Raw genomic sequence first — 24,235 nt, forward strand, 5'->3', positions numbered from 1 at the left:
AGACACACTCGGAAGTTCGGTGTCGTGGGACTGCTTTACCGAGTTGTGTCCTTCTCCGGATTCGGCATCTGTTCCAGAAACTTCACCGCTGCTTTCAGGTCGTCGCTCAGAGGACGGTCGGTCGTCCGGGGGTCCAGGCATGCGCGTGCCCGGTCCAGGTACGCGCCGAGTTCGGTGGTCGTGTCGAGTTCGTGGTTCTGCTGGCCGAGGGCGCGCACCGCCGAGATCAGTTCGCACGCGAGCACGATGCGAGACTGGGCGAGGATGTCGGTGAGCTGGGTGGCGGCCTGCGACGCGAAGCTCGCGTGGTCCTCGGTTCCGCGGGAGATCACGGTGTGTCCGAGAGAGCCCGGCGCCGCGGCCATCCGGATCTCGGCGATGGCCGCGGACGTCGTGTACTCCAGCAGCATGGTGCCGCTACTGCCCGCCGGACCGTCGGCCAGGAACGGCCGGAGACCGGTGACCACCGGATCGGAGAGATTGGCAAGCCTGCACTGCGACAACAGCGCCGCGCTCGACAGCGCGAGTTTCGCCTCGTCCACGGCGAGGGCGATCGGCATTCCGTGGAAGTTCCCGTTGTGGAACACGGCGTCGTCCTCGACGGAGATGAGGGGGTTCTCGGAGGACGAGTTCATCTCGATCGCGAGCGTGCCCCGCAACCGCTGCAGCGCCTGCCACGTCGCCCCGAGGATCTGCGGCAGGGCGCGGAACCCGTAGGAATCCTGCACGCGGGCAGCCTGTACGCGGTGGCCCGCGAGGAGCTCCCGGACCCGGCCGGCCACCTCCTCCTGGCCGAGGTGCCTGCGGGCAGCCTGCACCCGTGCCGCGAACGGTTCGACGGAACTGCGCGTCGCCAGCAGCGACAGCACACCGACGATCAGCGAGTGCTCCAGCCAGTTCGCGACGCTGTCGGTGGCCGACGCCGCGAGCGCGACCGTCATCGCGTTGGTCGAGATCAGCGGGAGTGCGTCACCCTGGTGTGCGGTCCACCGGGTGACGAGTCGACCGTCCCTCAGCGGTGCCTCGCCCATCAACCCGAGCGCGATCTCGGAGAACGCGCTGAGGTCGCCGGTGCCTATCGCCCCGCGAGCGTGCACGGTGGGCTGTTCGTCCGCCGCGACGGCATCGATCAGCGCGGTCACGATGTCGGGGTGCAGACCGGATCCGCCGTTGAGAATCTGGTTGACGCGAATGATCATGGCGGCGCGGACGACGTGATCCGGCAGCGCGGGGCCCGAACCCGTGGCGTGGCTGCGGAGAAGTCGAAGGTCCTGGTCGACGCCGTCGGAGACGGAGGTGTCCCGGTTGCCCCCGACACCCGTGGTGCGTCCGTAGATGGGCTGCCGTTCGGCGATGCGCACGGCTGTCTCCCACGAACGGCGTGCGTGGTCGAGCGCTGCGGGGTCGGGCTCGATCACGACGGGTTCCCGGGCCAGCGCCGTGAGTTGGTCGACGGTGAGCTGGGCGCCGTCGAGCACCACAGGAAGGGGCGGGTGCGGTTCCTCGGTCGAGCTGGAATCTCTCCGGGTCATCAGAACTCCGTGATCGATGTGGTGTGCCTCACTCTTCGAGATGTATAGTCCTGTATATACCGCGACGTGTCAACCGTCAGTTTCCCGTCATGACCTCCATCGCAAGACCGTGGTGAGCGGCTGGCATTCCGGCTAGGTCAACCTCTCACTTCGATCAGTCCCTCGGTGATCTTCCGGAACGTAAGGTCTCGGGAGAGGTGCATATATGGCCATGCATCGATCCCGCTATGACTGATCGACCGAAGGAATGAGTCCAATGCCGCAGCAGGTACGAGGCGTCATCGCCCGCTCCAAGGGTGCCCCCGTCGAGATCGCGACCGTCAACATTCCGGACCCCGGTCCGGGTGAGGTGGTGGTCGATATCGCGGCGTGCGGTGTGTGCCACACGGACCTCACCTACCGCGACGGCGGGATCAACGACGAGTTCCCGTTCCTGCTGGGCCACGAGGCTTCGGGGATCGTCGAGAGTGTCGGTGAAGGCGTCACGTCCGTGGCGGTCGGCGACTTCGTCGTCCTGAACTGGCGCGCCGTCTGCGGTCAGTGCCGGGCCTGTAAGCGCGGCCGCCCGCAGTACTGCTTCGACACGCACAACGCCGCGCAGAAGATGACGCTCGAGGACGGCACCGAACTGACTCCCGCCCTGGGGATCGGCGCGTTCGCCGACAAGACGCTCGTCCACGCCGGACAGTGCACCAAGGTGGATCCCTCCGCGGACCCGGCAGTCGTCGGGCTGCTCGGCTGCGGCGTGATGGCCGGCCTCGGTGCCGCCGTGAACACCGGCAACGTCTCCCGCGGTGACACCGTCGCCGTCATCGGCTGCGGTGGTGTCGGCGATGCCGCGATCATGGGCGCCCGCCTGGCAGGCGCCGTGAAGATCATCGCGATCGACCGGGACGACAAGAAGCTCGAATGGGCGAAGGACCTGGGCGCGACGCACACGATCAACGGCGGCCAGGTGGATGCCGTCTCGGCCGTCCAGGAACTCACCGGCGGTTTCGGCGCCGACGTCGTGATCGATGCGGTCGGCCGCCCCGAGACGTGGAAGCAGGCGTTCTACGCCCGCGACCTCGCCGGCACCGTCGTGCTGGTCGGTGTCCCGACCCCCGACATGACCCTCGAGATGCCGCTGATCGACTTCTTCTCCCGCGGCGGATCCCTGAAGTCCTCGTGGTACGGCGACTGCCTGCCCGAGCGTGACTTCCCGATGCTCGTCGACCTGTACCAGCAGGGCCGGCTGCCGCTGGACAAGTTCGTCACCGAGCGCATCAAGATCGACGAGGTGGAAGCGGCGTTCCACAGCATGCACGCCGGTGAGGTGCTGCGTTCGGTGGTCGTTCTGTGAGCGGGCAGTTGCGGATCGAGCGGGTCGTCACCGAGGGAACGTTCGCCCTCGACGGCGGAGAGTGGAACGTCGACAACAACATCTGGCTGATCGGTGACGACACCGACGTCGTGATCGTCGACGCCGCCCACACCGCGCAGCCGATCATCGACGCGGTCGGAGGCCGGCACGTGAATGCCGTGATCTGCACGCACGGTCACAACGACCACGTCACCGTCGCCCCAGAATTGGCCGAGCGTTTGCATGCCCCGGTGCTGCTGCACCCCGGCGACGACGTGCTGTGGAAGATGAGCCACCCCGACGCCAAGTACTGGCATCTCGAGGACGAACAGCGGATCGCGATCGCGGGCACCGAGATCCAGGTGATCCACTCGCCCGGTCACTCGCCGGGGTCGGTGTGCCTGTACCTGCCCGAGGCCGGGGCACTGTTCTCCGGCGACACCCTGTTCTCGGGTGGCCCCGGCGCCACCGGCCGGTCGTACTCGGATTTCCCGACCATCATCGGGTCGATCCGGGACCGGCTGTTCGCTCTTCCCGAAGAAACGCTCGTCCACACCGGTCACGGTGACGGAACCACGATCGGCACCGAGGCCCCGCACCTCGCCGAATGGATTGCACGAGGAAACTGACTCCATGACCGACACCACCGACAGGTACACCTTCGACGAAGATGATGTCGTCGTCACGCACGAGAAATCCTATGCGGCAGGTGTTCCTGCGGTGTTGGTGTCGTTGCGTCGTGGGCTCGAGCAGATGGGTCCGGTGCGCACGGCCCGGACGTTGATGAAGTTGAATCAGCGGGAGGGGTTCGACTGTCCGGGGTGTGCGTGGCCGGAGACTCCGGGGCACCGCAAGCATGCGGAGTTCTGTGAGAACGGGGCGAAGGCGGTCGCGGAGGAGGCGACCACCCGCAAGGTCGGGCCGGAGTTCTTCGCGGCGCATTCGGTGTCGGATCTGCTGGGTCGGACCGAGTTCTGGTTGGGGCAGCAGGGCCGGTTGACGCATCCGATGGTGTTGTTGCCGGGGGCCTCGCATTACGAGCCGATCGGCTGGGACGCGGCGTTCGCGATGATCGCCGGCGAGCTGCGGGCGTTGGCGTCGCCGCACGAGGCGGTGTTCTACACGTCCGGGCGCACCAGCAATGAGGCGGCGTTCGTGTACCAGTTGATGATCCGGGCGTTCGGGACGAACAATCTGCCGGACTGCTCGAACATGTGCCACGAGTCGTCGGGCAGTGCGTTGGTGGAGACGATCGGGATCGGGAAGGGGTCGGTGTCGGTTCCCGACCTCGAGAACGCGGACCTGATCCTGATCGCCGGGCAGAACCCGGGCACCAACCACCCGCGGATGCTCTCGACCCTGGAGAAGGCGAAGGCCAACGGGGCGAGGGTGATCGCGATCAACCCGCTGCCCGAGGCCGGACTGTTGCGGTTCAAGGACCCGCAGAAGGTGCACGGGGTGGTCGGCGACGGTGTGCAGATCGCCGACGAGTACCTGCAGATCCGGATCGGCGGCGACCAGGCCCTGTTCCAGGGATTGGGCCGGTTGCTGCTCGAGGCGGAGGACCGCAATCCCGGGACGGTGCTGGACCGGGAGTTCATCGACCGGCACACCGCGAGCTTCGAGGAGTGCGCGGCGCATCTGCGGCAGGTCGATCTGGGCACGGTGGCGGCGGCGACCGGGCTCACCCTCGCGCAGATCCAGGCCACGGCGGAGGCGTTGATCTCCTCGGACAAGACCATCATCTGCTGGGCGATGGGGTTGACTCAGCAGACGCACGGGGTCGCGACCATCCAGGACGCGGTGAACCTGCTGCTGTTGCAGGGGATGATCGGCAAACCCGGGGCCGGGGTGTGCCCGGTGCGCGGACACTCGAACGTCCAGGGTGACCGGACGATGGGGATCTGGGAGAAGATGCCCGAATCGTTCCTGGCCGCGCTCGACGCCGAATTCGGGATCCGCTCGCCGCGGGAGCACGGGTTGGACGCGGTCGACTCGATTCGGGCGATGCGGGACGGGAAGGCGTCGGTGTTCGTCGGGATGGGCGGCAACTTCGTCTCGGCGACCCCGGACACCGAGACCACCGAGGCCGCGTTGCGGGGCTGTGCGCTGACGGTGCAGGTGTCGACGAAACTGAACCGCTCGCACCTGGTGACGGGGCAGACCGCGCTGATCCTGCCCTCGCTGGGGCGCACCGACAAGGACGTGCAGTCCGGGAAGAAGCAGCAGGTCACGGTCGAGGACTCGATGTCGATGGTGCACCTGTCCCGCGGCAGCCTCACACCGGCGAGTGACCAGTTGCGCAGCGAGGTCGCCATCGTCTGCGGGATAGCGCAGGCCCTGTTCGGTCCCGGACATTCGGTGCCCTGGGCGGAATTCGCCGCCGACTACGACCGCATCCGCGATTCCATCGCAAGGGTCATTCCCGGGTTCGAGGACTTCAACCGCAAGGTCCGTCAACCGGACGGATTCGGACTGCCGCACCCGCCGCGGGACGAGCGCCGGTTCGTGACGGACACGGGGAAGGCGAATTTCACGGTCAACGAGCTGTCCTGGCTGCCGGTGCCCGAGGGCCGGTTGATCTTGCAGACGATGCGCTCCCACGATCAGTACAACACCACCATCTATGGTCTCGACGACCGCTACCGCGGCGTCAAGGGCGGACGCCGGGTGCTGTTCATCGCGCCCGAGGACATCGCCGCCCTCGGATACGTCGACGGGGACCGGGTGGACCTGATCTCCGAGTGGGAAGCCCCGGGCGGGACGGTGCAGGAGCGCCGGGCGGATGATTTCCGGTTGGTGCCGTACCCGACGCCGCGGGGGAACGTCGCCGCCTACTACCCGGAGACGAATCCGCTGATCCCACTCGATCACGTGGCCCGTAAGTCGAACACCCCGGTGTCGAAGGCGATCACCATCCGTCTCGAACGGCGACCCTGATGGGGCGTGTGACCACCCGGACCCCGGTCACCCGGATCACCGACACCCGGCAGTCCACCCGACCGGACACCGTGGTGGTGGAGGAGCCGCTCGAGATCCGGGTGAACGGGACACCGCTGGCGGTCACCATGCGCACCCCCGGTTCCGATGTCGAACTGGCGCAGGGGTTTCTGCTGACCGAGGGCATCATCGGCGACCGCGCGGACATCGCGTCGATCCGCTACTGCAACAGCGTCGACGACAACGGTGTCAACACCTACAACGTCCTCGACGTCGATCTCGCGCCCGGGGTGTTCCTGCCCGACACCGGTATCGAACGCAACTTCTACACCACCTCCTCGTGTGGGGTGTGCGGGAAGGCGTCGCTGGATGCGATCCGGCAACGCACGAAGCACTCACCGGCCACCGATACGGTGCGGGTGCCGGCCGCGACGATCGCGGAGCTGCCCGACCGGTTGCGGGCCGCGCAGAAGGTGTTCGAGACCACCGGGGGCCTGCACGCGGCCGGATTGTTCACCCGGACCGGGGAACTGCTCGCGATCAAGGAGGACGTGGGGCGGCACAACGCCGTCGACAAGCTGATCGGCTGGGCCACCGAACAGAACCGGGTCCCGCTGCGGGGAAGCATCCTGCTCGTGTCCGGCCGGGCGTCGTTCGAGCTGGCGCAGAAAGCGGTGATGGCCGGCATCCCGATCCTCGCCGCCGTGTCCGCACCCTCCTCGCTGGCGATCGACCTCGCCCACGACACCGGGCTCACCCTCATCGGGTTCCTCCGCGGCACCACCATGAACATCTACACCCACCCGGACCGCATCACCTGACGTGAGTGGCAAAGCGTGCGCCCGCACACTTTGCCACTCACGTGCGGGGGTCAGTGCCCGATCGGCAGCGTCGCGACGCTCATGCGTGCCTACTGGTGGTGTCGGCGCGGATGCCCGCCTCCAGGGCGATCGCGCCCGCCTCACCTCGGGACGCCACACCGAGCTTCTTCAGCACACCCGCGACATGGAATTTGACCGTGCTCTCGCTGATGCCGAGGCTGTCGGCGATCGCCTTGTTCCGCTTGCCGGTCGCGAGGTGACCCAGGACCTCGAGTTCGCGGGGGTTGAGATCGCCCAGTTGCTGTTCGTCCGGTCGCGCCACCGGTACGTCGAGGGGGATCGCGACGGCTACCCGGGACCCCCACCCGTCGACCGACTCCACGTCGATCCGGCCACCGAGCGTGTGCACCCGGCCGGAGAGTTGCCGCACCAGCGCGTCGGTGTCGAGACCGCCGTCGCCGTCGTCGCGGACCTCGACCAGGAGGTTCGCGCCGTCACAGTCCCAGGCGATGCGGATTCGCTCGAGGGCGGCTTGCGCCGCGAATGCCAGGACGGCGCTCCGGACGACGGCCCGGGCGGCACTGGCCACCTCGCCGGGCAGCGCGCGGCCGTCCACCGGCGGATCGACGTAGTCGACCCGCACGGGCCGGTGCTGGAGCAGCGGCCGCAGTTCGCCCTGCAGCCGGGCGAACGCGGTGGTGACGGCTTCCTCCGCGAGGTTGCGGTCGGATTCGCCCGCGGAGCGCAGGGTCACCAGCGCCGAGGACGCCGTCTCGCTCGCCGTGATCCGCGACCGACGGTCGTCGAGGTCCTTGGACCGGAGCGTCGACAGGATCGATTCGAGCGTCGCCGCGTGCAGGTCCGTCAGCTCCACGATGGTCCTGGCCCGCTCGCTCGACGCCGCCCGCGACTCCGCCAGGTATGCCGGGCTCGCCTGCGCCACCTGATGCCGGATCGACACGGCGACGACGCCGAACGCGCCCGCCACCAGCGGGACCTCACGAATGCGCTGCCGCGGCTTCGGGAGAACGAGGAGAAGGGTCCCCGTCGCGTCCAGCAGCGCCCACACCTTCCGCTTCGAGCCGGCGAGCACGATCTGGTCGTCGAACGGGGTGCCTTCCGTCACGCGGGTGCGCAACGCGTCCAGTTCGGCGATGGTGACGCGCTCGACCACCGACGGATCTCCGCTGACCTTGCGGGGACGTCCCGTGCATTCCCGGGTGAAGATCACCAGCGCGGTGTGCGGCCAGATGTCGGCGAGGAACTTGGAGAAGCGGACGGCGATGTCGGGCAGCGGACCGTCGATGACGTCCCGCATGGAGCCGAGAACATCTGCAGGGGACACAGAAGTCGAGCTGGGAAGAACCACGTGTCGAGCCTATCCGCGCAGGCGGCGGCTGCCGGGCCTGGGCCGTCCGCTCACGGTGCCGGCTCGGCGCGGGCGGCGTCGACGACGTCGGACCGGACGAGTCCCAGTGATTCCAGTGCCCGCGCCGCGGTGCCGTGCGTGATGGTGGCGACGGCTGCGACGAGGTCGGCTCCGACGATCGGTCGCCGTTCCGACTTCGCGAGAGCCACCGCATTGCGGAACGCGGCCTGGGCCGGTTCGGTCAGTCGCAGCGGCCCGGTGCGCGGGCGGCTCAGTGCGCTGGTGGCGACGCCCGCGTCCGTCATGCCTGCCGCCGCGAGGGCTTCCCCGTGCACGCGAATGACCGCCTCGCGCAGTGCGTCCCGGTTCGATCCGAGACGCTCGAACACTCGGGCTGCCGTACCGTCCGGCAGTACGAACGCTGCGAGCAGCAGATGCTCGAGGCCCGGTTCCCGGTCACCCAGGCGGTCGGCCTCGGCCTCCGTTTCGGAGAACAGCGTCTTCATCGTGCGCATGTCGCGCCATGCCCGGGTGAACTTCATCGTGTGCCCCTCGTCTTCTTGTCGGAGGATCGTCCGGGACCGAGGCGTTTGTGCGCCGCCTGACCCGAGACGCCGAGAGCGTGACCGATGTCCGCCCAGGTCCAGCCCGCGGACAGTGCGTGTGCGACGGCGTCACGCTCGAGCTGATCGGCCTGACGCCGCAGCGCGACGACGGCAGCGAAAGCGGTCGCCGGGTTCGGATCGTCACTCACGGTATCAACTTAAGTTGATGACAAGGATCCGTCAACCTTTGTTGATGGGCGACCGGATTCAGAGCGCGGCGTTCTTGTCGAACTCGGTGCCGAGTTCCTTCGCCACGCGCTTGAGCAGCGGCACGATATGGTCCGCCGACTCGAGGGTGACGCGGGCCGCGGGCCCGGAGACGGAGATGGCGGTGGGGGTCGGAGCGTTCGGCACCGGCACCGAGAAGCACCGGACGCCGATCTCCTGCTCACCCTCGTCGATCGCGAACCCGCGGTTTCGGCTCAATTCGAGATCGGTGATCAGCATGTCGGGGTCGGTCAAAGAGTTCTCGGTGTACGTCGTCATTCCGGTCCGGCCGACCAGTGAGCGCACGGCGTCATTCGAGAGCTGCATGAGGATGGCCTTGCCGACGCCGGTGCAGTGCGGGTAGACGCGTCGGCCGACCTCGGTGAACATGCGCATCGCGTGTTCGGACGGCACCTGCGCGACGTAGACGGCCATGGTGCCGTCGAGGACGGCCATGTTCGCGGTCTCGCCGGTGCCTCGCACCAGTTCGGACAGGTGCGGTCGCGACCAGGCGCCGATCAGCTGGGTGGCGCTCTCGCCGAGGCGAATGAGCTTGGGCCCGAGCGCGTACCGCCGGGTGGGTAGCTGCCGCACGTATCCGCGGTTCATCAGGGTGCGGATGAGCCGGTGAATGGTCGGGAGGGGGAGTCCGGCCAGGTCGGCGAGTTCGCTGACCCCGATGGACCCGCCGGCACTCGCCATGATCTCGAGTATGTCGAATGCGCGCTCGACCGACTGCACGCCGCCGGCCGGACTCTGACCGTTCGTCATGTCTGTCTCCATCCTCTGACTGCGCGAGAGCCCCCACATTCTTTCCGTCAGACGGAAAGGGTGCTCCGTATGACGATAGCGCGGGAGTGGCGGATCGCGACGATTCCTTCGCTACATCGGTTGACAAACGTCGGTGTGACGGCGTTCACTATATCGAGATACGAAATACAACTTCCATAATATGGAAAACACCAAGCCCCGAGGGAGGGCCCCGTGTCTGAAGTCGAAATCGCTGCGAAACCCACAAAGCAGCGTTGGTACAGATCACTTTTCGTCCAGGTCCTGATCGGAATCGCCCTGGGCATCGCCACCGGAATCCTGTTTCCGGAGTTTTCCCATCACCTGGCGCCACTGGGTGAGGGCTTCATCAAGCTGATCAAGATGGTCGTGTCGCCGCTGATCTTCCTGGTGATCGTCACCGGCATCGCCAAGGTCGGCAGCATGAAGGCGCTCGGCAAGATCGGCGGCAAGGCGCTGCTCTGGTTCACGGCCGCGACGACCTTCGCGCTCGGGCTCGGCCTGCTCGTCGGAAACCTCGTCAAGCCGGGTAGCGGGCTCAACATCGACCCGGCCACGCTGGACACCAGCGCCCTGGACGAGAAGACGCAGGGCGGCCACCTGCCGGGTGGCGTCGAGTTCGTCATGCACATCATCCCGACCAGCGTGTTCGATGCGTTCGCACAGAACAACCTGCTGCAGGTGCTGCTGTTCGCGATCCTGTTCGGTGTCGCGCTGGCGTCCTTCAGTGAATCGGCTCCGCCGATCCTGATGGATGTGATCGACCAGACGCTGCACGTCATCTTCCGCATCGTCGGCTACATCATGTACCTGGCGCCTCTCGGAGCGTTCGGTGCGATGGCATTCACCGTCGGCAATTACGGTGCCGGCTCCCTCAAATCCTTCGGAGTACTCATCCTGGCGTGCTACGGCGCTGCACTGGTCTTCATCGCCGTCCTGTCGATCGTGGTCAAGCTGATCACCGGAGTGAACGCGTGGAAGTTCATCAAGTACTGCCGCGAAGAATTCATGCTCGCCCTGGGCACCGGATCGTCCGAGGCGGTCATGCCCCGCATCATCAAGAAGTTGGACAACGCGGGATGCGACCGCGCCGTCGTCGGTCTGGTGATCCCTACCGGCTACTCGTTCAACCTCGACGGAGCCGCGATCTACCTGTCGCTGGCGATGATGTTCCTGGCGCAGGCGGTCGGGGTTGATCTCGGATTCGGCGAGCAGCTCGCGATCATGGGCATCCTGATCCTCAGCTCCAAGGGAATGGCGGGTGTGCCGGGGTCGGCCTTCGTCGCCCTGTCCGCGACCGCTGCCGCAATCGGCGCGTTCCCCGTGGCCGCGGTCGCGTTGCTGCTCGGCGCCGACCGGCTCATGGACTCCATGCGCGTATTCACGAACCTGCTCGGCAACTGCCTCGCCACGTTCGTGGTCGCGAACTGGGAGGGCATGCTCGACAAGGACAAGATGCGAGCGGTACTCGACGGGAAGGTCACACCCGACGACCCGGACGACGTCACCATCCACCCGCACCCGGGGCACGAACACCTCCAGGACGCCCCGGCACGGCCGGCGATCGAGAGGCGCGAAGCGCTGACCACGAACGGGGCCTCGGAAGGACCGGTGAACCACCATGCCTGACACCCAGCCCACCGTCGCAGTGCTCGGCACCTGGGGATACCACGGACTCCTCGACGACGCCGAACAGGTCGACATCGACACCCCGTACGGGCCGACGTCGGACAGCATCGTCCTCGGATCGTCAGGGGGCCGCCGGCTCGCCTACCTGACCCGCACCGGACGACACCGCAACATCCCGCCCCACCGCATCAATGCCCGCGCCAACATCTGGGCCCTGCACAGCCTCGGCGTGCGCACGATCCTCGCGCCCACCCCCTCCGGCTCGCTGCGCCCGGCGATCGGCGTCGGCTCGGTCGTAGTGCCCGACCAGCTGGTCGACCGCACGGGCCGCACCGACGACACCTTCCACGACGACGACGTCCACATCTCCTTCGCGGACCCGTTCTGCGCCCACGGGCGCCGAGCGGTGGTGTCGACGCTCCGCCGGAACGGCTGGGTGGTCAACGACGGCGGTGTGATGGTGGCGATCCGCGGTCCCCGATTCTCGACCCGCGCCGAATCACGTTGGTACGCGGCCCAGGGATGGGACCTGATCAGCATGACCCCGTACCCCGAGGCGGCGCTGGCCCGGGAACTGGGCATGTCCTACACCTGCATCGCCCTGGTCACCGATCACGACGTCATCAGCGACACCCCGTGGCCGGTCACCCAGGACCTGGTGCGCGAAGGACTCGACGCGAACACCAAACGACTACGCGAAGCGCTGCTCCAGGTAGCGATCGAATTGGCGGGCAAGCCCGAAGCGGCGACACCTGCCCACGGAAGAAGGAGCTGACAAGATGGCCGAATTGTTCTGCAACGGTGGAGCGATGCGTGGGGGAAACCTGCATCACAACGTGTCTGCGCACACGTTCCTCGGCACGGTCCGGACCGCACCGAAATACCGATTCTTCTCCGTGCGTGACGAATTCCCCGCACTGCTGCTGACGGAGACCGGGGGAGCCTCGATCGAGGGCGAGCTCTACGACGTGCCGATCGGCGACATTCGCACCGACTTCCTCCCCGAGGAGCCCGAGGAACTCGAGCTCACCGTGATCGAACTGTCCGACGGCCGTTCGGTTCTGGCGGTAGGCCTGCGACCGGGCCTCCTCGAGAGCCGAGCCGGCGAGCTCACCGAGATCACCGATCACGGCGCCTGGCGACGCTACCGAGGCCTGCCCGAGCCCGACAACACCACAGTCTCCTGAACACCCGGAAAGTGAAAGAACAACCGATGGATACCTTGGCCTACACCCTGAACTGCTCGATCCTGCTCACCGACGTGCCGCTCCTGCAGCGCCCACAGGCTGCTCGGGATGCCGGATTCGACGCCGTCGAATTCTGGTGGCCCTTCGACACCGCCGTACCGCGGGACAGCGACGTCGACGCGTTCGTGGCCGCGATCGAGAACGCCGGAGTGCAGCTGACCGGGTTGAACTTCGCGGCGGGCAACATGCCGGCGGGGGACCGCGGACTGCTGTCCGACCCGGCGCAGGTCTCGGCGTTCCGCGACAACATCGACATCACCGTCGGAATCGGAGAACGATTGGGCACCAAAGCTTTCAACGCCCTGTATGGTAATCGTATCGACGGCACGGATCCGAAGATTCAGGACGACACGGCCACCGAGAACCTCGCCCAGGCGGGCAAGGCGGCGGATCGTATCGGTGCGGTCGTACTCGTCGAACCGGTCAGCGGCACGCCGGCGTACCCGCTGAAGAGCGCGGCCGAGGCGATCGCCGTGATCGACCGGGTGAAGGCGGAACACGGTGTCGATTCGCTCCGGCTCCTCGCGGACCTCTACCACCTCGAGGTCAACGGCGACGACGTCGGCGCCGCGATCGACACGTACGCGGACCGCGTCGGGCACGTACAGATCGCGGATACTCCTGGTCGCGGAGAACCCGGCACCGGAACACTCGACATCGACGGCTACCTGAAGAGGCTCGCCGGTCACGGCTACCGCGGATACGTGGGACTCGAGTACAAGTCCACCCGGCCGGACACCTTCGACTGGTTGCCCCGCGAACAGCGCGCGTCCCACGCCGCCCACTGACACACACCACTTTCGACGGAATCGAGGACACTCGTGAGCACTATCGCATTCATCGGACTCGGAATCATGGGCAGCCCCATGGCCGTTCATCTCGCCAAGGCCGGCCACCAGGTGGTCGGATACAACCGCTCGCCCGGGCGCACCGCGGCACTCGTCGAGGCCGGCGGCACCGCAGCGGACTCCATCGCCAAGGCCGTTGCCGGCGCCGACGTCGTGGCCGTGATGGTCCCCGACTCGCCCGACGTGCAGGCCGTACTTGCCGGCGAGGACGGAGTCTTCGAGCACGCCCCGGCAGGCGCGCTGATCATCGACTTCTCCAGCATCCGGCCCGACGTCACCACCGCACTCGCCGCGCAGGCAACCGAGCGTGGATTCCGGCTGATCGACGCCCCGGTATCGGGAGGCGAGGCCGGTGCGGTCAACGCCGCACTGTCGATCATGGTCGGCGGCGCCCCGGAAGACTTCGAGTCGGCCAGGCCGATCCTCGACGTCGTCGGGAAGACCGTGGTCCACGTGGGCCCGAACGGCTCCGGACAGACGGTGAAGGCAGCGAACCAGCTGATCGTCGCCGGCAACATCCAGCTGCTCGCGGAGGCGATCATCTTCCTCGAGGCCTACGGTGTCGACACCGCGGCCGCCGTGGAGGTACTCGGCGGTGGGCTCGCCGGATCGGCCGTCCTGAACCAGAAGGCGCAGAAGATGCTGGACCGGTCGTTCGAACCCGGATTCCGTATCGACCTGCACCACAAGGACCTCGGCATCGTGACCAGCGCTGCCCGTGAGGCCGGCGTCGTGACACCCCTCGGCGCCGTCGTCGCCCAGCTGATGGCCTCCGCCCGTGCGAACGGCGATGGTGGCCTGGATCATTCGGGCCTGCTGCGCGGAGTGGAGCGGCTGTCCGGCCGCCCCTCCCAGTGACCCGCCTCAACTCGTAATCCTCGATGGAGAACTGATATGCCTCGTATGCGCGCCGCTGACGCAGCGGTCAAGATTCTGGAACTCGAAGGTGCCACCCAGGCCTTCGGCCTCCCTGGTGCGGCGATCAACCCGTTCTACGCAGCAATGCGTGACCACGGTGGGATCAAGCACGTCCTCGCCCGCCACGTCGAGGGCGCATCCCACATGGCCGAGGGATTCACCCGCGCCAAGGCCGGAAACATCGGCGTCTGCATCGGGACGTCCGGGCCGGCCGGGACCGACATGATCACCGGCCTGTACTCGGCGATGGCGGACTCGATCCCGATCCTCGCGATCACCGGGCAGGCCCCGGTCGCGCGCCTGCACAAGGAAGACTTCCAGGCCGTCGACATCGCCGCGATCGCGGGTCCGGTCACGAAGATGGCGATGACGGTGCTCGAGCCCGCCCAGGTTCCGGGTGCGTTCGCGCAGGCATTTCACCTGATGCGGTCCGGCAGGCCCGGACCGGTTCTCATCGACCTGCCGATCGACGTGCAACTGGCGGAGATCGAGTTCGACCCGGACACCTACCAGCCGCTGCCCGTGTACAAGCCGGCGGCGACCCGGGCGCAGGCGGAGAAGGCCCTCGACATGCTGGGGGCCGCCGACCGCCCGCTGATCGTCGCCGGCGGCGGCATCATCAACGCCGACGCCGCGGATCTGCTCGTGGAACTGGCGGAACTGCTGGACGTTCCCGTGGTGCCGACGCTGATGGGCTGGGGCACCATCCCGGACGACCACCGCCTCGCCGCGGGCATGGTCGGTCTGCAGACCGCCCACCGGTACGGCAACGCGACCATGCTGGCGTCGGACTTCGTCCTGGGCATCGGCAACCGCTGGGCCAACCGGCACACGGGCGGCCTCGACACCTACCGCAAGGGGCGCAAGTTCGTTCACGTCGACATCGAACCCACCCAGATCGGCCGCGTGTTCGCACCGGACTACGGGATCGTCTCCGACGCCAAGGCGGCGCTCGAACTGTTCGTCACCGTCGCGAAGGAGCGCAAGGCCGCCGGAACACTCGCGGACCGCAGCACCTGGGTCGAGGACTGTGCCACCCGGAAGCGGACCATGCAGCGCAAGACCCACTTCGACGACGTCCCGGTCAAACCGCAGCGGGTGTACGAGGAGATGAACCGCGTCTTCGGGCGCAACACCCGGTACGTCAGCACGATCGGGCTCTCGCAGATCGCCGGCGGCCAGTTCCTGCACGTCTACAAGGCGCGCAACTGGATCAACTGCGGCCAGGCCGGGCCGCTGGGCTGGACCATCCCCGCCGCCCTCGGAGTGGTTGCCGCGGAGCCGGAGACACCCGTCGTGGCGCTGTCCGGTGACTACGACTTCCAGTTCATGATCGAGGAACTGGCGGTGGGCGCCCAGTTCAACCTGCCGTACATCCACGTCGTGGTGAACAACTCCTACCTGGGACTGATCCGTCAGGCGCAGCGCGCATTCGACATGGACTTCTGCGTGCAGCTGGGCTTCGACAACATCAACACCCAGGAAACCACCGAACACGACGTGCTGCCCGCGGTCCCGAAGGGGTACGGCGTCGATCACGTCAAGGTCGCCGAGGGGCTGGGCTGCAAGGCGCTGCGGGTCACCGAGCCCGGCGAGATCGCCGGCGCCCTCGAGAAGGCCCGTGAGCTCGCCGGGGAGCACAAGGTGCCGGTGGTGGTCGAGGTCTTCCTCGAGCGGGTCACCAACATCGCGATGGGAACCGAACTCGACAACGTCGCCGAGTTCGAGGATCTGGCGGAGAGCTGGGAGCACGCTCCCACAGCCCTCTTGCTGCTGGACTAGGGGGCACCGTGACACGTGTACTTGTCGCACCCGACAAGTTCAAGGGATCCCTCACCGCGGCGGAAGTGGCGGACGCCCTCGCCGACGGACTCCTCGCCGGTGATCCCTCCTGGGCGATCGATCGTGTTCCGGTCGCGGACGGCGGCGACGGCACCGTCGCCGCGGCCGTCGCCGCAGGGTGGTCTCCGGTCGCGGTGACCACCACGGGGCCGACAGGTCGGCCCGTCACCTCGTCCTACGCGGTGCGCGGCTCGACCGCGGTGGTCGAACTGGCTTCGGCCGTGGGATTGGTACTGCTCCCGGACGGTGTGGCGGACCCCTTGGGTGCCAGTACATTCGGACTCGGCACCGTCGTCAGGCACGCGCTGGAGGGGGGAGCTCGCGAGATCACCGTCGGTCTCGGGGGCAGCGCGTCAACCGACGGCGGTGCCGGCTTGCTACAGGCCCTCGGCGTACGTGTCCTCGACGCCGAGGGCAACGACGTCGCACCGGGCGGAGCGGCACTGCGCCAGGCCGCCCGGGTCGACCTGACCGGTCTCCACCCGGTGGCGCGTGCGGCGCACTTCCGGCTCGCCTGCGACGTCGACAATCCGCTCCTCGGCCCGACCGGCGCCACCGCCGTGTACGCGAGCCAGAAGGGCGCGGCCGCAGAAGAACTGGTCGTGCTCGAGGACGCCATGACCCGGTGGGCGCAGGTCGTGCGCGCCGCGACCGGCCGCGACGACAGCCGGATCGCGGGTGCGGGCGCTGCGGGAGGCGCGGCATTCGGCGCGATCTCGGTGCTGGGGGCCGACACCCGGCCCGGCATCGACACGGTTCTCGGGCTCGTCGACTTTCCCGGGAGGCTCGCCGGGGCAGACCTCGTCATCACCGGCGAGGGGTCACTCGACGAGCAGAGTCTCCACGGCAAGGCGCCGATCGGCGTCGCAACCGAGGCCCGTAGGGCCGGAATCCCCGTCCTGGCCGTCTGCGGCCGAAACCTGCTCAGCGACATCCAATTGCACAGCGCCGGCATCTCCGCGGCATACGCGCTCGCGGACCTGGAACCGGACCTTCGTCGATCGATCAGAGATGCGGCGGAACTACTGCGCCGGACCGGCTGCACGATCGCGGCATCGACTGCCGAACTCGCACCACTCAGCACACGAGGAGAATCATGACGTCACCCGACTTCACCGCACTACCCGACCTCGCCTCACGCGCCCTCGGCGGAAGCGTATCCGCGGCCAACGACGAACTGTTCGCCCAGCGGGAGAACCTCATCAAGGCGGAGGCCCCGTTCTTCGACCCGTCCGATTTCGGGCACAAGGGCAAGGTATACGACGGGTGGGAGACCCGCCGCCGCCGCGACGACGGCCACGACTACGCGATCGTCCGGCTCGGGGCCGCGGGCATCATCCATGGGATCATCGTGGACACCGCGCACTTCAAGGGCAACTACCCGCCCTTCATTTCCATCGAGGCGGCGTCGATCGAGGGCTACCCGTCCATCGAGGAGGTCATGAAGGCGGATTGGCAGACCATCGTCGAGAAGTCCCCGGCCGAGGGGCATGCCGCGAACGCCTACGCCGTCGCCGACCGGCACCGGTGGACACACGTGCGGCTGTCGATCTACCCCGACGGCGGCGTCGCGCGGTTGCGGGTGCACGGTGAGGTCGTGCCCGACCCCCGGTTCCTCGACGGGACGGTGGACCTGCTCGCCGCGGAGAACGGCGGACGCCTCGTCGGCTGCTCCGACGCGTTCTACGCGTCGCCCGCGAACATCATCCTTCCCGGGCGGGCTCGGAACATGGGAGAGGGCTGGGAGAACTCCCGGCGTCGTGGCGGCGGCAACGACTTCGCGGTGTTCTCGCTGGCCGCGGCCGGCAATCCCCGGCACGTCGAGATCGACACCAGCTACTACGTGGGGAACGCGCCCGGCTGGGTGCGGCTGAGCACCGCCGACGCGCGGACCGCCGACATCGCCGACGAGAGCGCGTGGACCGAACTGCTGTCCCGCACGGCCGTGCAGCCCGACACGAGGCACCGCTTCGTTCTGGACGCCACCGAGGCTGCCACGCACCTGCGACTCGACGTCTACCCCGACGGTGGCCTGTCCCGGCTGCGGTTGTTCGGCGACCTCGACGCGACCGCGCTGTCGGAGACGCGACGCACCTGGTGGGAAGCCCTGCCCCAGAGCCATCAAGCGCTCGTCGCCGACCAGGCGCCGCGCTAGTCGGAGCACCGGCGCGCTCTCCACCCCTACCTGACGAACCCGAGGAAACACGCATGCCCAATCCCAGTCCCGGTTACTCCATCACCGTTCGCGTCACGGCCCCGGTCGGCGCAGGCACCACCTCGACTCTCGCGGGGGCGGTGGCCTCCGTGAAGGGCGCCATGACCGCGTTGGACGTGGTGGAGAGCCACCCTGACCACATGGTCATCGACGTGACGTGCGACGCCTCCGACGTCGAGCACGCCGAGCAGATCGCGTCCGCGATCGCCGACGTGCCCGGCGTCGTGGTCGGCAAGGTCAGTGACCGCACGTTCCTGCTCCATCTCGGTGGGAAACTCGAAGTGGTGCCGAAGGTTCCGCTCAAGCACCGCGACGACCTGTCCCGCGCGTACACACCCGGCGTCGCCCGGGTCTGCACCGCGATCGCGGAGAACCCCGAGGACGTGCGGCGGCTGACGATCAAGCGCAACACCGTCGCGGTCGTCACCGACGGCTCGGCCGTGCTGGGGCTTGGCAACATCGGTGCCGCCGCGTCGATTCCCGTGATGGAGGGCAAGGCGGCCCTGTTCAAACAGTTTGCGGACGTGGACGCGTGGCCGGTCTGCCTGGACACCCAGGACACGGACGCGATCGTCGAGATCGTCCGGGCCCTCGCACCGGTGTACGGGGGAATCAACCTCGAGGACATCTCCGCCCCACGCTGCTTCGAGATCGAGGCCCGGCTCCGCGACATGCTGGACATCCCGGTGTTCCACGACGATCAGCACGGCACCGCCATCGTGGTTCTCGCCGCACTGACCAACGCCCTGCGGGTGGTCGAGAAGAGCCTCGACACGGTGAAGATCGTGGTCTCGGGGGTCGGCGCCGCCGGACACGCGATCATCCGACTGCTGGTCGCGCAGGGTGCCACGAACATCGTGGCGTGCGGGCGGAACGGCATCCTCTCGCCCGACGACACGTCCGACTCGTTCCGGTCCTGGATCGCGAACAACACCAACCCGGAAGCTCGGTCCGGATCGCTGCGGGACGCACTGGTCGGTGCGGACGTGTTCATCGGTGTCTCGGCGCCGGACATCCTGACCGGCAGCGACATCGAGACGATGGCGGAGCGGTCGGTCGTGTTCGCCCTCGCGAATCCGGTGCCCGAGGTCGATCCGGTCGCGGCCGGCAGGCACGCGGCCGTCGTCGCGACCGGACGGTCGGACTTCCCGAATCAGATCAACAACGTGCTCGCGTTCCCGGGCGTGTTCCGGGGCCTGCTCGACGCGCACGCCGTCGAGATCACCGACGACATGCTCATCGCGGCCGCCCGCGCGATCTCCGATTCGGTGTCTCCGTCGGAACTCAACCCCACGTACATCGTGCCGAGCGTGTTCGATGCCGCAGTCGCCCCGGCCGTGGCCGCGGCGGTGCGCAGCGTTGCCGGAACAGGTGGTGAACACGATGTCTGACCGGCTCGACCTGCTGTTCCGCGCCCCGCGGGTGATCACCGCGGCGGGGGAGGTCGCCCGCTGCGTGGGTGTGCGGGACGGCCGGATCGTCGTCATCGAACCGTTCGGCGCCCAGCTCGACGCCGAGGTCGTGGTCGAACTGGGCGACGACGAGGTGCTGATCCCCGGTCTCGTCGACACGCACGTGCACGTCAACGAACCGGGCCGCACCGAGTGGGAGGGATTCGCGAGCGCGACCCGGGCCGCGGCCGCAGGCGGGGTGACCACGATCGTCGACATGCCGCTCAACAGCATCCCGCCGACCGTCGACGCCCTGGCACTCGACGTGAAACGCCGGGTCGCCGCCGATCAGGCATACGTCGACGTCGGATTCTGGGGCGGCGCCGTGCCCGGCAACGTCCCGGACCTGCGGGCCCTGCACGACGCGGGCGTGTTCGGATTCAAATGCTTCCTGCTGCACTCCGGCGTCGACGAGTTTCCGCCGCTGGATCCGGCCGAGCTCGAACTGGCGCTGAAGGAGATCGCGGGCTTCGGCGCGATGATGATCGTGCACGCGGAAGACGCACACGCGATCGACCGCGCGACGTCGCCAGGTGGGGAGAACTACGCGGACTTCCTCGACTCGCGGCCGCGCGGTGCCGAGAATCTCGCCATCGCAGAGGTTATCGAGCTGGCCCGGTGGACCGGGTGCAGGGTGCACATCCTGCACCTGTCGAGCTCCGATGCGTTGCCGATGATCGCGTCGGCCCGCAAGGACGGCGTGAAGCTCACCGTGGAGACGTGCCCGCACTATCTGTCGTTCGTCTCGGAAGAGATACCCTCGGGAGCAACGCAATTCAAGTGCTGCCCGCCGATCCGTGAAGCCGGGAACCGTGAACTGCTGTGGCAGGGCCTGGCCGACGGCGTGATCGATTGCGTCGTCACCGATCACTCCCCGTGCACGGTCGACCTCAAGAGATTCGACATCGGCGACTTCGGTGTCGCGTGGGGCGGCATCGCCTCGCTGCAGGTGTCGCTGTCCGCGGTGTGGTCGGAGGCCAAACGTCGCGGGCACAGCCTGAACGACGTGGTCCGGTGGATGGCGGAGAACCCGGCCGAGCAGGTCGGGCTGAACACGAAAGGGCACATCGCGTTGGGGTACGCGGCGGATTTCGCCGTGTTCGCGCCCGAGGAGGCGTTCGTCGTCGACGTGGCCGCCCTGCAGCACAAGAATCCCGTCTCCGCCTACGATCGGCGTGCCCTCGCCGGCGTCGTGCGCAGTACCTGGCTGGCAGGCAAGCGGATCGACCTCGACGAGGCGCCCCGGGGCCGACTGCTCAGCCGCGGACTGGCCTGACGCCGCCGCACCCTTGCATGGCGATGGATCCGAAAGATCCAGTGCTACAGCGGGTTTGTCGTGTTCCAGGCGGCGCGCCACCAAGATATATCCTGCGGAAATCATTGACCGCCACTGTTGCCTGGCTCACACTTGGAGGGACCAATGGAACAAACTTTCCGTGATACGGAAGTTCGTTCGCCGCCACGCAAGGACAGGCACATGCTCATAGACGACACAGTCTCGCGGCACACCACCACCGTCGCGACGCCGACGCCGCCAGCGACCCAGACGAGTACCACACTCTACAACCTGGACCTGGCGCCAACGAAGGCCTCGGGTCGCCGCTGGGGTAGCTACAGCATCTTCACGCTGTGGACCAACGACGTCCACAACATCGCCAACTACTCGTTCGCCATCGGCCTGTTCGCGCTCGGGTTGGGCGGCGGCCACATGATCCTGTCGCTCATGATCGGAGCGGTCATCGTCTGCGTCGCGATGACCTACGCCGGGTTCATGGGCCAGAAGACGGGCGTGCCCTTCCCCGTGATGAGCCGGATCAGTTTCGGAATCCGCGGCGCCCAGATTCCCGCCATCGTCCGCGCGGTCATCGCGATCGTCTGGTTCGGAATCCAGACCTACCTCGCGTCGATCGTCTTCCGGATCTTCCTCGTCGCCGTCGCGCCCTCCCTCGACCGCTTCGACCAGAACTCGATCCTCGGACTCTCCAGCCTCGGATGGATCTGCTTCATCGGGATCTGGGCGATCCAGATCGTCGTCCTCGTCTACGGGATGGAGGCGGTGCGCAAATTCGAGAGCCTGGCCGGTCCGCTGATCCTGGTGACGGTCGGCTCGCTCGCCCTGTGGATGCTGTTCCGCACCGACTTCTCCATCGCGTGGACGTCCGATCAGCCCGCCTCGGGTGGGGAGATGTGGCGGCAGGTCTTCGCAGGCGCAGCCCTGTGGATGTCGATCTACGGCACCCTGATCCTCAACTTCTGCGACTTCTCGCGGCGCTCCCCGTCGAAGACCGCCGTCGTGCGCGGCAACTTCTGGGGCCTGTTCGTCAACGTCCTCGCGTTCGCCGTCATCGCGTTCATTCTGTGCGGCGCCCAGTTCCAGATCGACGGCACCATCATCGACAGCCCCACCGACATCGTCGCGGCGATCCCGAACACCTTGTTCCTGTCGCTGGCCTGCCTGGCCCTCGTGATCGTGACGATGGCCGTCAACGTCATGGCGAACTTCGTGGCACCGTCGTACGTGCTGTCGAACCTCGCCCCCGAGAAGATCAGCTTCCGCAAGGCCGGCATCATCAGCGCCTGCATCGGCGTGGTCCTGCTGCCGTGGAATCTCTACGACAGCCCCGTGGTGATCAACTACTTCCTCGGCGGCCTCGGCGCCGTCCTCGGCCCGCTGTTCGGCATCATCTTCGTCGACTACTGGTTCATCCGCCGCACGAAGGTCGACGTACCCGCCCTCTACTCGGACAGCCCGACCGGACCCTACTACTACCGCAAGGGATTCAACCTTCGGGCGATCTATGCCCTCGTCCCCGCCGCGCTCGTCAGCACCCTGTTCGCGATCGTCCCCGCCTTCCATCTCGTCGCCCCGTTCTCCTGGTTCATCGGAGCGGGCCTGGCGGCGGCAATCTACGCGGTCGTCGGCGACCGCACCCGGCAGTACGTGGACGTGTCCGGCGAGTCCATCGCCGTGGACAGCGGCCACGGCGACCACTGACAGGAGCTTTCGATGCGTATTCTCGTCGTCAACGTCAACACCACCACGTCCATCACGGACGCCATCGCCAAACAGGCCGAGGCCGCCGCGGCACCCGGCACCGAGATCGTCGGGCTCACACCGGAGATCGGTGCGGAATCCGTGGAAGGGAACTTCGAGAGCTACCTCGCCGCGATCGCCGTGATGGACCGGGTGCGGTCGTACCCGGAACCGTACGACGCGGTGATCCAGGCAGGATACGGCGAACACGGCAGGGAAGGACTGCAGGAGTTGCTCGACGTACCCGTCGTCGACATCACCGAAGCGTCCGCCAGCGTCGCAATGATGCTGGGACACAAGTACTCCGTCGTCACCACCCTCGACCGCACCGTGCCGCTCATCGAAGACCGGCTCCGGCTCGCGGGCCTCGACACCAAGTGCGCGAGTGTACGTGCGAGCGGACTGCCCGTCCTCGCGCTGGCATCCGACCCCGAGCGCACGATCGAGGCGATCGTCGACGAGGCCGAAGCTGCTGTGCGCGAAGACAAGGCCGAGGTGATCTGCCTCGGCTGCGGTGGAATGGCCGGCCTCGACGACCGGATCCGTGAGCGCGCCGGCGTTCCGGTGGTCGACGGCGTCAGTGCCGCTGTCACATTGGCGGAATCTCTTGTAGGGTTGGGTCTCTCGACCTCGAAGGTGCGCACCTACGCGCCCCCGCGTCCCAAGCAGATCACGGGATGGCCGCTCGCGAAACCGCGGTAGTCACCTGATGCAGTGAGTTGTACAGCTTCGTCCTCACCCCGGACGGCCACTACGGCGCCCTATCCCGCGCCCGCAACGATGGAGTATCCCTTTGCTCGAACAGACCACGACCTCCGTAGACCCCGGCCGCGCCGGCTCGGTTCGCGTCATCCGTGAGGGTGTTGCGTCTTATCTGCCGGATATCGACCCGGACGAGACCGCGGAGTGGTTGGAATCGTTCGACGGACTGTTGGACCGGTCCGGACCGACCCGTGCCCGGTATCTGATGTTGCGGATGCTCGAGCGGGCCGGGGAGAAGCACGTCGCGTTGCCGGCGTTGACGTCGACCGATTATGTGAACACCATCCCGACGGAGAACGAGCCGTGGTTCCCCGGTGACGAGGAGACCGAGCGCCGGTATCGGGCGTTCATCCGGTGGAACGCGGCGGTGATGGTGACCCGCGCGCAACGCCCCGGCGTCGGGGTCGGCGGCCACATTTCGACGTATGCGTCGTCGGCGGCCCTGTACGAGGTGGGGTTCAACCACTTCTTCCGCGGCAAGGACCACCCCGGGGGTGGGGATCAGATCTTCATCCAGGGCCACGCCTCGCCGGGCATCTACGCCCGCGCGTTCTTGGAGGGGCGGATCCCGGCGGAGCGGATGGACGGGTTCCGGCAGGAACACTCGCACGCCGATCAGGGCGGCGGGTTGCCGTCGTACCCGCACCCCCGCCTGCTGCCGGATTTCTGGGAATTCCCGACCGT

General features: G+C 67.5%; 22 protein-coding genes. 17 read left to right on the top strand and 5 right to left on the bottom strand.

From position 1 onward, the window contains the following. Positions 1-35: 35 nt before the first annotated feature. Positions 36-1,532, bottom strand: coding sequence for an aromatic amino acid ammonia-lyase (locus QM693_RS03765; RefSeq protein ID WP_280781342.1), 1,497 nt, complete (start codon positions 1,530-1,532; stop codon positions 36-38). 256 nt (positions 1,533-1,788) lie between these two features. Here QM693_RS03765 and QM693_RS03770 point away from each other — a divergent pair, with 256 nt between their 5' ends. Genes QM693_RS03770 through fdhD form a run of 4 tightly spaced genes read left to right on the top strand, consistent with a single transcriptional unit; the run spans position 1,789 to position 6,635 of the window. Continuing rightward, a complete protein-coding gene (locus QM693_RS03770; protein WP_280781343.1) occupies positions 1,789-2,874 on the top strand; it encodes an S-(hydroxymethyl)mycothiol dehydrogenase in 1,086 nt (361 codons plus the stop codon). Further along, a complete protein-coding gene (locus QM693_RS03775; RefSeq protein WP_009475279.1) occupies positions 2,871-3,503 on the top strand; it encodes an MBL fold metallo-hydrolase in 633 nt (210 codons plus the stop codon). Before QM693_RS03770 ends, QM693_RS03775 begins: the two co-directional genes overlap by 4 nt. Before the next feature lie 4 nt (positions 3,504-3,507). Beyond that, positions 3,508-5,814: an FdhF/YdeP family oxidoreductase gene (locus QM693_RS03780; RefSeq protein ID WP_283351441.1), complete on the top strand. Its 2,307-nt coding sequence runs from the start codon at positions 3,508-3,510 to the stop codon at positions 5,812-5,814. Further along, positions 5,814-6,635 carry a formate dehydrogenase accessory sulfurtransferase FdhD gene (fdhD, locus tag QM693_RS03785; RefSeq protein WP_280781346.1) on the top strand — a complete coding sequence of 274 codons (822 nt, stop codon included), beginning with the start codon at positions 5,814-5,816 and terminating at the stop codon, positions 6,633-6,635. Before QM693_RS03780 ends, fdhD begins: the two co-directional genes overlap by 1 nt. Positions 6,636-6,714: 79 nt before the next feature. Here the strand turns inward: fdhD and QM693_RS03790 are convergent, their stop codons facing one another. From QM693_RS03790 to QM693_RS03805, 4 genes are all read right to left on the bottom strand, one after another. Next, a complete protein-coding gene (locus QM693_RS03790) occupies positions 6,715-7,953 on the bottom strand; it encodes a helix-turn-helix transcriptional regulator (protein WP_283351487.1) in 1,239 nt (412 codons plus the stop codon). Positions 7,954-8,054: 101 nt separating this feature from the next. Continuing rightward, complete coding sequence (locus QM693_RS03795) at positions 8,055-8,546, bottom strand: Clp protease N-terminal domain-containing protein (protein ID WP_283351442.1); 492 nt, start codon at positions 8,544-8,546, stop codon at positions 8,055-8,057. Continuing rightward, positions 8,543-8,758, bottom strand: coding sequence for a hypothetical protein (locus QM693_RS03800; protein WP_009475274.1), 216 nt, complete (start codon positions 8,756-8,758; stop codon positions 8,543-8,545). The genes QM693_RS03795 and QM693_RS03800 overlap by 4 nt, the downstream gene beginning before the upstream one ends. 58 nt (positions 8,759-8,816) lie before the next feature. Next, a complete protein-coding gene (locus QM693_RS03805) occupies positions 8,817-9,587 on the bottom strand; it encodes an IclR family transcriptional regulator (RefSeq protein WP_283351443.1) in 771 nt (256 codons plus the stop codon). Between the two features lie 213 nt (positions 9,588-9,800). On the opposite strand from QM693_RS03805, the gene dctA reads away from it, so the two are divergent. The 13 genes from dctA to QM693_RS03870 form a co-directional block, all read left to right on the top strand. Next, positions 9,801-11,234, top strand: coding sequence for a C4-dicarboxylate transporter DctA (gene dctA / locus QM693_RS03810; protein WP_283351444.1), 1,434 nt, complete (start codon positions 9,801-9,803; stop codon positions 11,232-11,234). Continuing rightward, positions 11,227-12,009, top strand: coding sequence for an MTAP family purine nucleoside phosphorylase (locus tag QM693_RS03815; RefSeq protein ID WP_283331981.1), 783 nt, complete (start codon positions 11,227-11,229; stop codon positions 12,007-12,009). The genes dctA and QM693_RS03815 overlap by 8 nt, the downstream gene beginning before the upstream one ends. A gap of 4 nt (positions 12,010-12,013) precedes the next feature. Continuing rightward, the gene (locus QM693_RS03820) at positions 12,014-12,421 is read left to right on the top strand and encodes an allophanate hydrolase-related protein (protein ID WP_271212249.1); all 408 of its coding nucleotides are present in this window, start codon (positions 12,014-12,016) and stop codon (positions 12,419-12,421) included. A gap of 26 nt (positions 12,422-12,447) precedes the next feature. Then, positions 12,448-13,269, top strand: coding sequence for a hydroxypyruvate isomerase family protein (locus QM693_RS03825; RefSeq protein ID WP_283351445.1), 822 nt, complete (start codon positions 12,448-12,450; stop codon positions 13,267-13,269). A gap of 33 nt (positions 13,270-13,302) precedes the next feature. Then, positions 13,303-14,187: a 2-hydroxy-3-oxopropionate reductase gene (locus QM693_RS03830; protein ID WP_283351446.1), complete on the top strand. Its 885-nt coding sequence runs from the start codon at positions 13,303-13,305 to the stop codon at positions 14,185-14,187. A gap of 36 nt (positions 14,188-14,223) precedes the next feature. Then, positions 14,224-16,029: a glyoxylate carboligase gene (gene gcl / locus QM693_RS03835; protein WP_283351447.1), complete on the top strand. Its 1,806-nt coding sequence runs from the start codon at positions 14,224-14,226 to the stop codon at positions 16,027-16,029. Between the two features lie 8 nt (positions 16,030-16,037). Continuing rightward, complete coding sequence (locus QM693_RS03840; RefSeq protein ID WP_283351448.1) at positions 16,038-17,189, top strand: glycerate kinase; 1,152 nt, start codon at positions 16,038-16,040, stop codon at positions 17,187-17,189. Next, positions 17,186-18,244: an allantoicase gene (gene alc / locus QM693_RS03845; protein WP_283351449.1), complete on the top strand. Its 1,059-nt coding sequence runs from the start codon at positions 17,186-17,188 to the stop codon at positions 18,242-18,244. The genes QM693_RS03840 and alc overlap by 4 nt, the downstream gene beginning before the upstream one ends. A gap of 53 nt (positions 18,245-18,297) precedes the next feature. Further along, entirely contained in the window at positions 18,298-19,695 is a 1,398-nt protein-coding gene (locus QM693_RS03850) for an NAD-dependent malic enzyme (RefSeq protein ID WP_283351450.1), read from the top strand. After that, a complete protein-coding gene (allB, locus tag QM693_RS03855; RefSeq protein WP_037226270.1) occupies positions 19,688-21,031 on the top strand; it encodes an allantoinase AllB in 1,344 nt (447 codons plus the stop codon). Before QM693_RS03850 ends, allB begins: the two co-directional genes overlap by 8 nt. 201 nt (positions 21,032-21,232) lie before the next feature. After that, on the top strand, positions 21,233-22,750 hold the full coding sequence (locus tag QM693_RS03860; RefSeq protein ID WP_283351451.1) for an NCS1 family nucleobase:cation symporter-1: 1,518 nt from the start codon (positions 21,233-21,235) through the stop codon (positions 22,748-22,750). A 12-nt stretch (positions 22,751-22,762) separates the two neighbouring features. Further along, the gene (locus tag QM693_RS03865) at positions 22,763-23,491 is read left to right on the top strand and encodes an aspartate/glutamate racemase family protein (protein WP_283351452.1); all 729 of its coding nucleotides are present in this window, start codon (positions 22,763-22,765) and stop codon (positions 23,489-23,491) included. 85 nt (positions 23,492-23,576) lie between these two features. Continuing rightward, the coding region (locus QM693_RS03870; protein WP_502942585.1) for a pyruvate dehydrogenase E1 component-related protein at positions 23,577-24,235 on the top strand (659 nt) is incomplete at its 3' end.

This window comes from Rhodococcus sp. IEGM 1305 (assembly GCF_030058635.1).
GTDB classification, from domain to species: Bacteria; Actinomycetota; Actinomycetes; order Mycobacteriales; family Mycobacteriaceae; genus Rhodococcus_F; species Rhodococcus_F opacus_D.